The 11,908-nt window shown below is 60.8% G+C and carries 12 protein-coding genes; 11 read left to right on the forward strand and 1 reads right to left on the reverse strand.

Annotated features, from left to right (window positions below):
- Positions 1 to 46 precede the first annotated feature (46 nt).
- Entirely contained in the window at positions 47 to 247 is a 201-nt protein-coding gene (locus tag ACWKV5_RS05865) for a hypothetical protein (RefSeq protein WP_007935837.1), read from the reverse strand.
- Between the two features lie 674 nt (positions 248 to 921).
- On the opposite strand from ACWKV5_RS05865, the gene pcaR reads away from it, so the two are divergent.
- From pcaR to pcaC, 11 genes are all read left to right on the forward strand, one after another.
- Positions 922 to 1,764: a pca regulon transcriptional regulator PcaR gene (gene pcaR / locus ACWKV5_RS05870; RefSeq protein WP_027925617.1), complete on the forward strand. Its 843-nt coding sequence runs from the start codon at positions 922 to 924 to the stop codon at positions 1,762 to 1,764.
- A 139-nt stretch (positions 1,765 to 1,903) separates the two neighbouring features.
- On the forward strand, positions 1,904 to 3,250 hold the full coding sequence (gene pcaK / locus ACWKV5_RS05875; protein ID WP_483840546.1) for a 4-hydroxybenzoate transporter PcaK: 1,347 nt from the start codon (positions 1,904 to 1,906) through the stop codon (positions 3,248 to 3,250).
- A 269-nt stretch (positions 3,251 to 3,519) separates the two neighbouring features.
- Positions 3,520 to 4,377 carry a CoA transferase subunit A gene (locus ACWKV5_RS05880; protein WP_483840547.1) on the forward strand — a complete coding sequence of 286 codons (858 nt, stop codon included), beginning with the start codon at positions 3,520 to 3,522 and terminating at the stop codon, positions 4,375 to 4,377.
- The gene (locus ACWKV5_RS05885) at positions 4,377 to 5,156 is read left to right on the forward strand and encodes a CoA-transferase subunit beta (RefSeq protein ID WP_140666168.1); all 780 of its coding nucleotides are present in this window, start codon (positions 4,377 to 4,379) and stop codon (positions 5,154 to 5,156) included. The genes ACWKV5_RS05880 and ACWKV5_RS05885 overlap by 1 nt, the downstream gene beginning before the upstream one ends.
- Positions 5,153 to 6,358 carry a 3-oxoadipyl-CoA thiolase gene (gene pcaF, locus ACWKV5_RS05890; RefSeq protein WP_483840847.1) on the forward strand — a complete coding sequence of 402 codons (1,206 nt, stop codon included), beginning with the start codon at positions 5,153 to 5,155 and terminating at the stop codon, positions 6,356 to 6,358. Before ACWKV5_RS05885 ends, pcaF begins: the two co-directional genes overlap by 4 nt.
- Before the next feature lie 37 nt (positions 6,359 to 6,395).
- The gene (gene pcaH, locus ACWKV5_RS05895; protein WP_483840548.1) at positions 6,396 to 7,100 is read left to right on the forward strand and encodes a protocatechuate 3,4-dioxygenase subunit beta; all 705 of its coding nucleotides are present in this window, start codon (positions 6,396 to 6,398) and stop codon (positions 7,098 to 7,100) included.
- Between the two features lies 1 nt (position 7,101).
- Complete coding sequence (gene pcaG, locus ACWKV5_RS05900) at positions 7,102 to 7,668, forward strand: protocatechuate 3,4-dioxygenase subunit alpha (protein ID WP_483840549.1); 567 nt, start codon at positions 7,102 to 7,104, stop codon at positions 7,666 to 7,668.
- 212 nt (positions 7,669 to 7,880) lie between these two features.
- On the forward strand, positions 7,881 to 9,185 hold the full coding sequence (locus tag ACWKV5_RS05905; RefSeq protein ID WP_310263174.1) for an MFS family transporter: 1,305 nt from the start codon (positions 7,881 to 7,883) through the stop codon (positions 9,183 to 9,185).
- A 45-nt stretch (positions 9,186 to 9,230) separates the two neighbouring features.
- Positions 9,231 to 10,595 (forward strand): 3-carboxy-cis,cis-muconate cycloisomerase, encoded by a 1,365-nt coding sequence (locus ACWKV5_RS05910; RefSeq protein WP_483840550.1) that lies wholly within the window; start codon positions 9,231 to 9,233, stop codon positions 10,593 to 10,595.
- Between the two features lie 11 nt (positions 10,596 to 10,606).
- A complete protein-coding gene (gene pcaD, locus ACWKV5_RS05915) occupies positions 10,607 to 11,395 on the forward strand; it encodes a 3-oxoadipate enol-lactonase (RefSeq protein WP_483840551.1) in 789 nt (262 codons plus the stop codon).
- Between the two features lie 13 nt (positions 11,396 to 11,408).
- Complete coding sequence (pcaC, locus tag ACWKV5_RS05920) at positions 11,409 to 11,801, forward strand: 4-carboxymuconolactone decarboxylase (protein ID WP_140666156.1); 393 nt, start codon at positions 11,409 to 11,411, stop codon at positions 11,799 to 11,801.
- Positions 11,802 to 11,908: the final 107 nt, after the last annotated feature.

Consider the following 11,908-nt stretch of genomic DNA (forward strand, 5'->3'; position numbering starts at 1 on the left):
TAGCGGGAGCCGACACAGACCCCTGAAAGAATTCGGGCCGAGGCGGTCAAGGCTCTTCGGCTTTGAGTTCCTTTTCCATCTTCTGCAGTTCCTGGGTGAACGCCTGGTCCTGAACGGTGGCGCGTTTACGCCAGGGTTTACGTTCCGGTTCGGGCTGGGCGGCGTAGGTGGTGACTTCCCCGCCGTAAACTTCCTTGTAACGTTGTTCCTGGCGCTCAAGTTCCGCGCGCAGTTCGTCTTTCGTCACAGTGCTACCTGTATGAGTTGGGATAATTTCCGGTGAAACGCGCTGCATCGAGTCGATTGACCACGCTCATAAAAAGGGTAATGCCCGGGAAGGCAACCTTTTGACGGCATGTGAACAATACTTCCATGTTGCAGGCGGCCACGACACCAGAGAAAAACAGCTGACGTAGCATCAGGTTCCTGTTTCAGCGAGCGCTTTGGCGGAGCATATGAGATGAGCGTCAGGCGCTTGCTGCGGGCAACGACGATGGGACATCGCGCTGCCGGGTGACGGAGCCGGTGGATAAAAAACCGTTTCGCCACTGAATTGCATTATAGCGGTCGATTCGAAGAACACTATCACCGAGGCGTTAAAAGTAGTTCGTCATGTGTGATTGTTTTGTTACTGACAAGTGTTAACGGCAACTAGGATCCGATGATGTCATTGTGCAGCGATGTCTTTCTGGCGCCATTAAGGTGAACAACTTAAACCGCTTACATCGACCTTTAAGAAGTCGACCAGACAAAAAATAAAACGGGCAGTTAATGGCGTGAGTCGTATCAGACCTTGCGTGGCATCGATTGCGATTATCGGCCTGTCGTCCGATAATCGCCCAATCTTGGCGGTCCCGGTCTTGTGTGCAGGAGCAGGGGCCGCGTGTAATAGCCGCTGATCCGCCTCGGAAAGGACCTGTCATGAACGATCAAATGCGCAACTCATTCACTTCAGTGGCGCCGCCGATCGTCGCCTCACCCGCGAAGCGCATTCAGGCCCTGACCGGCGACCCTGATTTCATGACCTCCCTGGCGCGTGGCCTGGCGGTGGTGCAAGCGTTTCAAGAGCGCAAGCGCCACCTGACCATTGCCCAGATCAGCCATCGCACGGAAATTCCCCGCGCCGCCGTGCGACGTTGCCTGCATACATTGATCAAACTCGGCTACGCCACCACCGACGGCCGCACCTATTCACTGCTGCCCAAAGTGTTGACCCTGGGCCATGCCTATTTGTCTTCGACGCCACTGGCGGTGTCGGCCCAGCCGTACCTGGACCGCATGAGCGAGCAACTGCACGAAGCCTGCAACATGGCCACGCTGGAAGGCGATGACATTTTGTACATCGCCCGCTCGGCGACCACGCAACGCCTGATTTCGGTCGACCTTTCAGTGGGCGGTCGCCTGCCGGCGTATTGCACTTCAATGGGCCGGATTCTCCTCGCCGCGCTGGACGACACTTCGTTGCGTGAATACCTCGATCACGCAGAACTGCAAGCCAAGACCAGCCGCACGCTGCACACACCCGAGGCGTTGCTCGAATGCCTGCAAGAGGTGCGGCAACAAGGCTGGTGCATCGTCGATCAGGAACTGGAGCAGGGCCTGCGTTCGATTGCCGTGCCGGTGTACGACGCGTCCGGCCAGGTAGTGGCCGCCTTGAACGTCAGCACTCACGCCGGCCGTGTCAGTCGCAACGAACTGGAACAACGCTTCCTGCCCGGCCTGCTCAGCGCCAGCCGCGACCTCAGCGCACAGCTCTTCGCCTAAGCTTTTATCTAAGATGTTCGATAAACGCACAGACTCGCGTTTATCGAATTGACGCTCTTTCCCTTGGATCATTACTGTCGCGGCAGCGCCAGCTCAGGCTGGCACCTGTTCGACTGCGTTCTTGCGTGGAATAAAAATAATGAACCAGCCCCAGTCTGCTGTAGGTAACTGCCTCGACGTGCAGTCCTTCATCAATGCTCAACCCATTTCGCGCTATCAGTGGCGAGTGGTGATCCTGTGTTTCCTGATTGTCTTCCTCGATGGCCTCGATACCGCGGCCATGGGCTTTATTGCGCCTGCGTTGTCGCAGGATTGGGGGATCGACCGCGCCAGTCTTGGCCCAGTGATGAGTGCCGCATTGATCGGCATGGTCTTCGGCGCGCTGGGTTCCGGTCCGTTGGCTGACCGTTTCGGGCGCAAAGTCGTGCTGGTTGGCGCGGTGTTGTTGTTTGGTGCCTTCAGTCTGGCATCGGCCTACAGCACCAACGTCGATCAATTGCTGGTGCTGCGTTTCCTCACCGGCCTTGGCCTTGGCGCCGGCATGCCGAACGCCACCACGTTGCTGTCGGAATACACCCCGGAGCGCAAGAAATCCCTGCTGGTGACCAGCATGTTCTGCGGCTTCAACCTCGGCATGGCCGGCGGAGGGTTTATCTCGGCCAAGCTGATCCCGGCGTTCGGTTGGCACAGTTTGCTGTTGATCGGCGGGATTCTGCCGCTGATCCTCTCGGTCGTCCTGCTGTTCTGGCTGCCGGAATCGGCGCGCTACCTTGTAGTCCGTAACCGTGGCACCGACAAAGTACGCAAGACCCTGGCGCCCATCGACCCGACCATCGTCGCCCAGGCTTCAAGCTTCAGCGTGCCGGAACAGAAAACCGTGAAGGCGCGCAACGTATTCGCGGTGATCTTCTCCGGCACCTACAGCACCGGCACATTGCTGCTGTGGCTGACTTACTTCATGGGCCTGGTGATTGTGTACCTGCTGACCAGTTGGCTGCCGACACTGATGCGCGACAGCGGCGCGAGCATGGAGCAGGCCGCGTTCATCGGCGCACTGTTCCAGTTTGGCGGAGTGCTGAGTGCGGTGGGCGTAGGCTGGGCGATGGACCGGTTCAATCCGCACAAGGTCATCGGCATTTTCTACCTGCTGGCCGGGGTGTTTGCCTACGCGGTGGGGCAGAGCCTGGGCAACATCACCCTGTTGGCGACGTTGGTGCTGGTGGCGGGTATGTGCGTCAACGGTGCGCAATCGGCAATGCCTTCCCTGGCGGCGCGGTTTTATCCGACACAAGGGCGGGCGACCGGGGTGTCATGGATGCTCGGGATTGGCCGCTTTGGCGCGATTCTCGGGGCATGGATGGGTGCGACGCTGCTCGGGTTGGGCTGGAATTTCGAGCAGGTGCTGACGGCACTGGTGATTCCGGCGGCGTTGGCGACCACGGCGGTGGTGATCAAGGGCATGGTCAGTCATGCGGATGCTACTTGAGGGGCTGATCCGGCATCTTCAGCGGTTTTGAGGGCCTCTTCGCGAGCAGGCTCGCTCCCACAGGCGACCGCGTTCCCCTGTGGGAGCGGGCTTGCTCGCGATGCTTTTGATCTTCGATAGGTTGCCAACAATCTGTTCGATAAACGAACACATAGTCGATTATCGGATTGTTTGGTGTTTTGCACAGGCTTAACCTTCAGTCATTCCGGCGCTGCGCATCGCGCCTTTTTCTTCCACTGTCGGTTGATAACAAAACGGGAGCCTGCCCCATGGCTGAAATCCTTTCGCTGCACGACGCGGTGAAGCAATTCGTAAACGACGGCGATACGGTCGCGCTCGAAGGCTTTACCCATCTGATCCCTATGGCGGCGGGTCATGAAATCATTCGTCAGGGCAAGAAAGACCTGACGCTGGTGCGCATGACCCCGGACCTGATCTACGACCAGTTGATCGGCGCCGGTTGTGCTCGCAAGTTGATTTTCTCCTGGGGCGGCAACCCGGGTGTAGGTTCGCTGCACCGTCTGCGTGATGCCGTCGAGAAGCAGTGGCCGCATCCACTGGAGATCGAAGAGCACAGCCACGCCGACCTGGCCAATGCCTACGTCGCTGGCGCCTCCGGCCTACCGTTCGCGGTGCTGCGGGCCTACGCCGGTTCCGACCTGCCGAAGGTCAATCCACTGATCAAGACCGTCACCTGCCCGTTTACCGGTGAAGTGCTGGCGGCCGTGCCGTCGGTGCGTCCGGACATCACCGTGATCCACGCGCAGAAAGCCGACCGCAAAGGCAACGTGCTGCTGTGGGGCATTCTCGGTGTGCAGAAAGAAGCCGCACTGGCTGCCAAGCGTTGCATCGTCACCGTCGAAGAAATCGTCGACGACCTCAATGCACCGATGAACTCCTGCGTCCTGCCCACCTGGGCCTTGAGCGCGGTTTGCCTCGTCCCTGGCGGCGCGCATCCGTCCTACGCCCATGGATACAACGAGCGTGACAACCGTTTCTACCAGGCCTGGGACCCGATTGCCCGCGACCGTGAAACCTTCACCGCGTGGATCAACGAATACATCCACGGCTGCGCTGACTTCAGCGAGTTCCAGGCCAAGCTGGCCGCTGCTTCGGAGGCCAAGTAATGACTTACACCACCAATGAAATGATGACCGTCGCCGCCGCGCGCCGTTTGAAGAACGGTTCGGTGTGCTTCGTCGGCATCGGCCTGCCGTCGAAAGCGGCCAACCTGGCGCGCCTGACGTCGTCGCCGGATGTGGTCCTGATCTACGAATCGGGCCCGATCGGTGCCAAACCGAGCGTATTGCCGCTGTCGATTGGTGACGGTGAGCTGGCGGAAACCGCCGACACCGTGGTCCCGACCGGTGAGATTTTTCGCTATTGGTTGCAGGGCGGGCGTATCGACGTCGGTTTCCTCGGCGCTGCGCAAGTCGACCGTTTCGGCAACATCAACACCACCGTGGTCGGCGATTACTTCTCGCCGAAAGTCCGCCTGCCGGGTGCCGGTGGCGCGCCGGAAATTGCCGGCTCGGCCAAAAGTGTATTGATCATCCTCAAGCAGTCGGCGCGTTCTTTCGTCGACAAGCTCGACTTCATTACCTCGGTCGGCCATGGCGAGGGCGGTGATTCGCGCAAGCGTCTTGGTCTGCCGGGCGCAGGGCCAGTCGGCATCATTACCGACCTGTGCATCATGGAACCGGAAGCCGGCACCCATGAGTTTGTGGTCACCGCGCTGCATCCTGGTGTGACCCGTGAGCAAGTGGTTGCCGCCACCGGTTGGCCGATTCGTTTCGCTGACACGGTTGAAAACACCGCCGAGCCCACCGACGTTGAACTGACGGCACTGCGCGATCTTGAAGCCCGCACCGCCGCCGCTCATGGCCAAGCCCCCGGAGAAGCCTGATGCGTGACGTTTATATCTGCGACGCCATTCGTACCCCCATCGGCCGTTTCGGCGGCGGTCTGTCGGCCGTTCGCGCGGACGATCTGGCCGCGGTGCCGATCAAGGCGCTGATGGAACGCAACCCGTCGGTGGACTGGACGGCGGTGGACGAGGTGTTCCTCGGCTGCGCCAACCAGGCCGGCGAAGACAACCGTAACGTCGCACGCATGGCGTTGCTGCTGGCCGGGCTGCCGGAAAGCATTCCCGGCATCACGCTCAATCGCCTCTGCGCGTCGGGCATGGACGCTATCGGCACGGCGTTCCGTGCCATCGCCAGCGGTGAAGTGGAGCTGGCGATTGCCGGTGGTGTCGAGTCGATGTCCCGCGCACCGTTCGTGATGGGCAAGGCCGACGCGGCGTTCTCGCGCAATATGAAGCTGGAAGACACCACCATCGGCTGGCGTTTCATCAACCCGTTGATGAAGGCGCAATACGGTGTGGATGCGATGCCGCAGACCGCCGACAACGTCGCCGACGATTACCAAGTGTCCCGCGAGGATCAGGACGCTTTCGCGCTGCGCAGCCAACAGCGCACCGCCGCCGCGCAGGCTGCAGGATTTTTCGCTGAAGAAATCGTCGAAGTGCGGATTGCCCACAAGAAGGGTGAAACGGTCGTGTCGCAGGATGAGCATCCTCGTGGCGATACCACCCTGGAGATGCTGGCCAAACTCAAACCGATCAATGGCCCCGACAAAACCGTCACCGCTGGCAACGCTTCGGGCGTCAACGACGGTGCGGCGGCGTTGATTCTGGCCTCGGCCGAAGCCGTGAAAAAACACGGCCTCACCGCCCGCGCTAAAGTGCTGGGTATGGCGAGCGCCGGTGTCGCGCCACGGGTGATGGGCATCGGTCCGGTCCCGGCGGTGCGCAAACTGACCGAGCGTCTGGGCGTGGCGGTCAGCGATTTCGACGTGATCGAACTCAACGAGGCCTTCGCCAGCCAAGGCCTGGCGGTGCTGCGCGAACTGGGCATTGCCGACGACGCGGCCCAGGTCAACCCGAACGGTGGCGCCATTGCCTTGGGCCATCCGCTGGGCATGAGCGGTGCGCGCCTGGTCCTGACCGCGTTGCATCAGTTGGAAAAAACCGGCGGCAAGAAAGGCCTGGCGACCATGTGTGTCGGTGTCGGCCAAGGTCTGGCGCTGGCGATCGAACGCGTCTGACACGCCGCGTCGACAAACAAGAACAGAGGAAAGCGCAATGACTGACAAGCCTGGTTACCGTCGTCCGCAGGAAGGCACTCAGCCGGAATACCTGCACCCGACGTATCAATCCACCAACCTTCGCTCGCCGTCCAAGCCGTTGGTGTTTCTGCCCCATTCGTTGTCGGAAATCACCGGCCCGACCATCGGCGCCGATCGTGTCAGCGAGAAGGACAACGACCTGACCGTTCAGCACAAGGGCGAGCCACTGGGTGAACGGATCATCATTCACGGCCGTGTGCTCGATGAAAACGGTCTGCCCGTGCCGGGGATTCTGGTGGAGATCTGGCAGGCCAACGCCGCCGGTCGCTACAACCATGCCCGCGACCTGCACGACGCGCCGCTGGACCCGAACTTCACCGGCACCGGCCGCACCGTGACCGATGCCGATGGCTGGTATCAATTCCAGACCATCAAGCCCGGCGCCTACCCGTGGGGTAACCACCACAACGCATGGCGCCCGGCGCACATCCATTTCTCGTTGTTCGGGCCGAGCATTCTCACGCGTCTGGTCACGCAGATGTATTTCCCGGGCGACCCGCTGCTGGCCTATGACCCGATCTACAACTGCGTGCCCGATACCAGCGCCAAAGAGCGCTTGATCGCGACGTTCGATCTGGAAAAAACCGTCCCTTCCTATGCCCTCGGTTATCGCTGGGACATCGTCTTGCGCGGCCGCGACGCCACGCCGATGGAGAAATAAGATGACGCTGAACGCGACCACGTCCCACACCGTCGGGCCGTATTACCACATCGGCCTGACCTGGCTGAACCGCGAAGACCTGACCGTCGAACAAACCCTCGGCCAACGCGTGGCGATCACCGGGCAAGTCATCGATGGCAACGGCGATGTCGTCAACGACGCGATGCTGGAAGTCTGGCAGGCCAACGCCGCCGGCAAGTACGACCATCCGGAAGACGATCAGGACAAACCGCTGGACCCGAACTTCGAAGGCTTTGGCCGGGTGCCGGTGGATGCAGAAGGGCGCTTTCGTTTCACCACCATCAAGCCGGGCACGGTCGAAGGCCTGAAAGGCTCGACCCAGGCCCCGCACTTGGTGGTGCTGGTGTTTGCCCGCGGGTTAGTGAAGCATTTGCTGACGCGGATTTACTTTGAGGGTGAAGCGGCGAATGTGTCGGATCCGCTGCTGGAGTGCGTACCGGCCGAGCGTCGCACCACGTTGCTGGCGAAGCAGGATGCGTCCGGTGTGTACCAGTGGAATGTGATCCTGCAAGGCACTGATGCCGAGACGGTGTTCTTCGACTATTGAATCAACACCGCAAATCCCTGTAGGAGTGAGCCTGCTCGCGAAGAGGACATTACATTCAACATCAATGTTGACTGTTAGACCGCTTTCGCGAGCAGGCTCGCTCCCACAAGGGATCATCTCCCACAAGGGGATTTGTGTGGCTGATCTATCTGGGGAACAGGACTGTTGCGAAGTGTGTCTAGACTCTCACTGTCCCCATTGAGTGAAAAACAATGACAACGACCGCTGCTTCAACAGAACACTACACCGGCGAAGAGCGCAGCAAGCGCATCTTCGCCATTGTCGGCGCCTCGTCCGGCAACCTCGTGGAATGGTTCGACTTCTACGTCTACGCCTTTTGCGCGATCTATTTCGCCCCGGCCTTTTTCCCGTCCGACAACCCCACGGTGCAACTGGTCAACACCGCTGGCGTGTTCGCCGCCGGGTTCCTGATGCGCCCCATCGGCGGCTGGATTTTCGGCAGGGTGGCGGACAAGCACGGGCGCAAGAACTCGATGATGATCTCGATTCTGATGATGTGCTTCGGTTCGTTGCTCATCGCGTTCCTGCCGACCTATAAGGACATCGGCGTCTGGGCGCCGGTGCTGTTGCTGTTCGCGCGTTTGATTCAAGGGTTGTCGGTGGGCGGCGAGTACGGCACCACCGCCACCTACATGAGCGAAGTCGCGCTCAAGGGCCAGCGCGGCTTTTTCGCCTCGTTCCAGTACGTGACGCTGATTGGCGGACAATTGCTGGCGGTGTCGCTGGTGGTGATCCTGCAACAGTTCCTCAGTGAAGATGAGCTGCGTGCCTACGGCTGGCGGATTCCGTTTGTGGTCGGTGCGGCGGCTGCGCTGATTTCGCTGTTCCTGCGTCGTTCGCTGAAGGAAACCAGCAGCAAGGAAATGCGCGAAAACAAGGACGCCGGCAGTATTGCCGCACTGTTCCGCGACCATAAAGCCGCGTTCATTACCGTGCTCGGTTACACCGCCGGTGGCTCGCTGATTTTCTACACCTTCACCACGTACATGCAGAAATACCTGGTGAACACCGCCGGCATGCAGGCCAAGACCGCCAGTTACATCATGACCGGCGCGCTGTTCCTTTATATGTGCATGCAACCGTTCTTCGGCATGCTCGCCGACAAGATCGGTCGGCGTAATTCGATGCTCTGGTTCGGCGCCCTCGGGACCTTGTGCACCGTGCCGATTCTATTGAGCCTGAAAAGTGTCAGCAGTCCGTTCCTGGCCTTCGTGCTGATTACCGTGGCGCTGGCGATCGTGAGTTTCTACACCTCGATCAGTGGCCTGGTGAAAGCCGAGATGTTCCCGCCGGAAGTGCGCGCCCTCGGCGTCGGCCTTGCCTACGCGGTGGCGAATGCGATCTTCGGTGGTTCGGCGGAATACGTGGCCCTGAGCCTGAAAGCCGTGGGCATGGAAAACTCCTTCTACTGGTACGTTACGGTGATGATGGCGGTGGCGTTCCTGTTCAGTTTGCGTCTGCCCAAACAGGCGAAATATTTGCACCACGACCTCTGATCTTTCCGCGTGGGCCTGACGGGCCCGCGCCATCAAGGACTGTTTATGAACGATCGACCGGGCAATCTATTGTTCGATGCCTATTTCACTGCCCGCGATATGCGTGAGGTGTTCTGCGATCAGGGCCGCGTGCAGGCCATGCTCGATTTCGAGGCGGCGCTGGCCCGGGCCGAGGCGCGTGTCGGGCTGATCCCGCAATCGGCTGTCGCTTCGATTGAAGCGGCGTGCCAGGCCGGGCATTACGACTTCGCCGTCCTCGGCGAGGCGATTGCCACGGCCGGCAACTCGGCCATTCCATTGGTCAAGGCGTTGGGCAAACAGATCGCGGCCAGCGACGCCGAAGCCGAGCGCTATGTGCATTTGGGTGCGACCAGCCAGGATGTGATGGACACAGGGCTAGTGTTGCAACTGCGCCAGGCACTGGCATTGATCGAAAGCGATCTCGCGCAACTAGGCGACATCCTCGCCACTCAAGCCAAACGCTATGTCGCCACGCCGTTGGCCGGACGCACCTGGTTGCAGCACGCCACGCCGGTCACCCTCGGCATGAAAATCGCCGGATGGCTGGGCGCGGTCACCCGCAGCCGTCAGCGCTTGCAAGAGCTCAAGCCGCGTCTGCTGGTGCTGCAATTTGGCGGTGCCTCCGGAACCCTGGCCGCCCTCGGCGCACAGGCGATGCCGATTGCCGAAGCGCTGGCCGGCGAGTTGCAGCTGAGCTTGCCGGATCAGCCTTGGCACACCCAACGTGATCGTCTGGTGGAGTTTGGCTCGGTGCTGGGATTGATCGCCGGCAGCCTCGGCAAACTCGGCCGCGACATCAGCCTGTTGATGCAGACCGAAGCCGGTGAGGTGTTTGAACCGTCGGCGCCGGGCAAGGGCGGTTCTTCGACCATGCCGCACAAGCGCAACCCGGTGGGTGCTGCGGTGCTGATCGGTGCGGCGACACGCGTTCCCGGTTTGCTCTCGACGCTCTTCAGCGCCATGCCGCAGGAGCACGAGCGCAGCCTCGGCTTGTGGCATGCAGAGTGGGAAACCCTGCCGGAGATTTGTTGCCTGGTGTCTGGCAGCCTCAAGCAAGCCTTGCTGGTGGCTCAGGGGCTGGAAGTGGATGCGGATCGCATGGCTCGCAACCTCGATTTGACCCAAGGCCTGGTGCTGGCCGAAGCGGTGAGCATCGTCCTCGCCCAACGGGTCGGCCGCGACACTGCGCATCATCTGTTGGAACGCTGCTGCAAACGTGCGGTGGCTGAACAGCGGCATCTGCGCGCCGTGCTGGGTGACGAACCGCAAGTGACCGCCGAGCTTTCGGCGGCTGAACTCGATCATTTGCTGGACCCCGCCCATTACCTCGGTCAGGCCCAAACCTGGGTCGAGCGGGCGTTGGCTGAACATTCTGCGTTGATTGCCTGAAGGAGATTGCTGTGGCTTTTGTACAACTCGCCGAGGGCGAACTGCACTACCAACTGGATGGACCTGAAGATGCGCCGGTACTGGTGCTGTCCAACTCGCTGGGCACTGACCTGCACATGTGGGACGCGCAGGTTGCGGCGTTCACCGAACGTTTCCGGGTGCTGCGTTTCGACACCCGTGGCCACGGCCAGTCTCTGGTGACACCCGGCCCGTACAGCATCGAGCAACTGGGTCGCGACGTACTGGCACTGCTGGACGCCTTGCACATTGAACGTGCGCATTTCTGCGGATTGTCCATGGGCGGTTTGATCGGCCAATGGCTGGGGATCAACGCCGCTGATCGACTGAACAAATTGGTGGTGTGCAACACCGCGGCGAAAATCGGCGATCCGTCGATCTGGAACCCGCGCATTGAAACGGTGCTGCGTGACGGTCCGGCCGCGATGGTTGCGCTGCGCGATGCCTCGATTGCGCGCTGGTTTACCCCGGACTTTGCTGCCGCCAATCCGTCTGCCGCGAAGCGAATCACCGACATGCTCGCCGCCACGTCACCTGAGGGTTATGCAGCCAATTGTGCAGCAGTGCGGGATGCCGATTTCCGTGATCAGTTGTCGTCGATCAAGGCGCCGTTGCTGGTGATCGCCGGCACTGAAGACGCAGTGACGCCACCGTCCGGTGGGCACTTCATTCAAGAGCACGTGCAGGGCGCCGAATACGCCGACTTCTATGCCGCGCACTTGTCTAACGTCCAGGCCGGCGACGCGTTCAGCGCGCGGGTGTTGGCGTTTTTGTCAGCTTAATAAGGGGATGGTTGTGGACGAAAAACAACGTTACGACGAGGGCATGAAAGTCCGTCGCGCAGTACTCGGCGACGCTCACGTCGACCGCAGCCTGACCACCCTGACCGAGTTCAACTCGGAGTTTCAGGAGATGATCACCCGCCACGCCTGGGGTGATATCTGGACCCGCCCAGGCTTGCCGCGTCACACCCGCAGCCTGATCACCATTTCCATGCTGATCGGCATGAACCGCAATGAAGAACTCAAGCTGCACCTGCGCGCCGCCGCCAACAACGGCGTGACCCGTGGCGAGATCAAGGAAGTGATCATGCAGAGCGCAATCTACTGCGGCATCCCGGCGGCGAACGCGACGTTCCATTTGGCGGAGTCGGTTTGGGATGAGTTGGGGGTTGAGTCGCGGGAGTGACCTCGGGTTTTGATGGTGCCTGAACTGACGCCTTCGCGAGCAGGCTCGCTCCCACATTTAGACCGCATTCTCCCTGGGGGAACTCGTTCAACTGTGGGAGCGAGCCT

This window comes from Pseudomonas oplopanacis, assembly GCF_057128725.1.

Coding starts and splice junctions, on each gene's coding strand:
- ACWKV5_RS05885 (WP_140666168.1), top strand. CDS start 4,377: ATGACTTACACCACCAATGAAATGATGACCGTCGCCGCCGCGCGCCGT.
- ACWKV5_RS05880 (WP_483840547.1), top strand. CDS start 3,520: ATGGCTGAAATCCTTTCGCTGCACGACGCGGTGAAGCAATTCGTAAAC.
- ACWKV5_RS05905 (WP_310263174.1), top strand. CDS start 7,881: ATGACAACGACCGCTGCTTCAACAGAACACTACACCGGCGAAGAGCGC.
- pcaH (WP_483840548.1), top strand. CDS start 6,396: ATGACTGACAAGCCTGGTTACCGTCGTCCGCAGGAAGGCACTCAGCCG.
- pcaG (WP_483840549.1), top strand. CDS start 7,102: ATGACGCTGAACGCGACCACGTCCCACACCGTCGGGCCGTATTACCAC.
- pcaK (WP_483840546.1), top strand. CDS start 1,904: ATGAACCAGCCCCAGTCTGCTGTAGGTAACTGCCTCGACGTGCAGTCC.
- ACWKV5_RS05910 (WP_483840550.1), top strand. CDS start 9,231: ATGAACGATCGACCGGGCAATCTATTGTTCGATGCCTATTTCACTGCC.
- pcaR (WP_027925617.1), top strand. CDS start 922: ATGAACGATCAAATGCGCAACTCATTCACTTCAGTGGCGCCGCCGATC.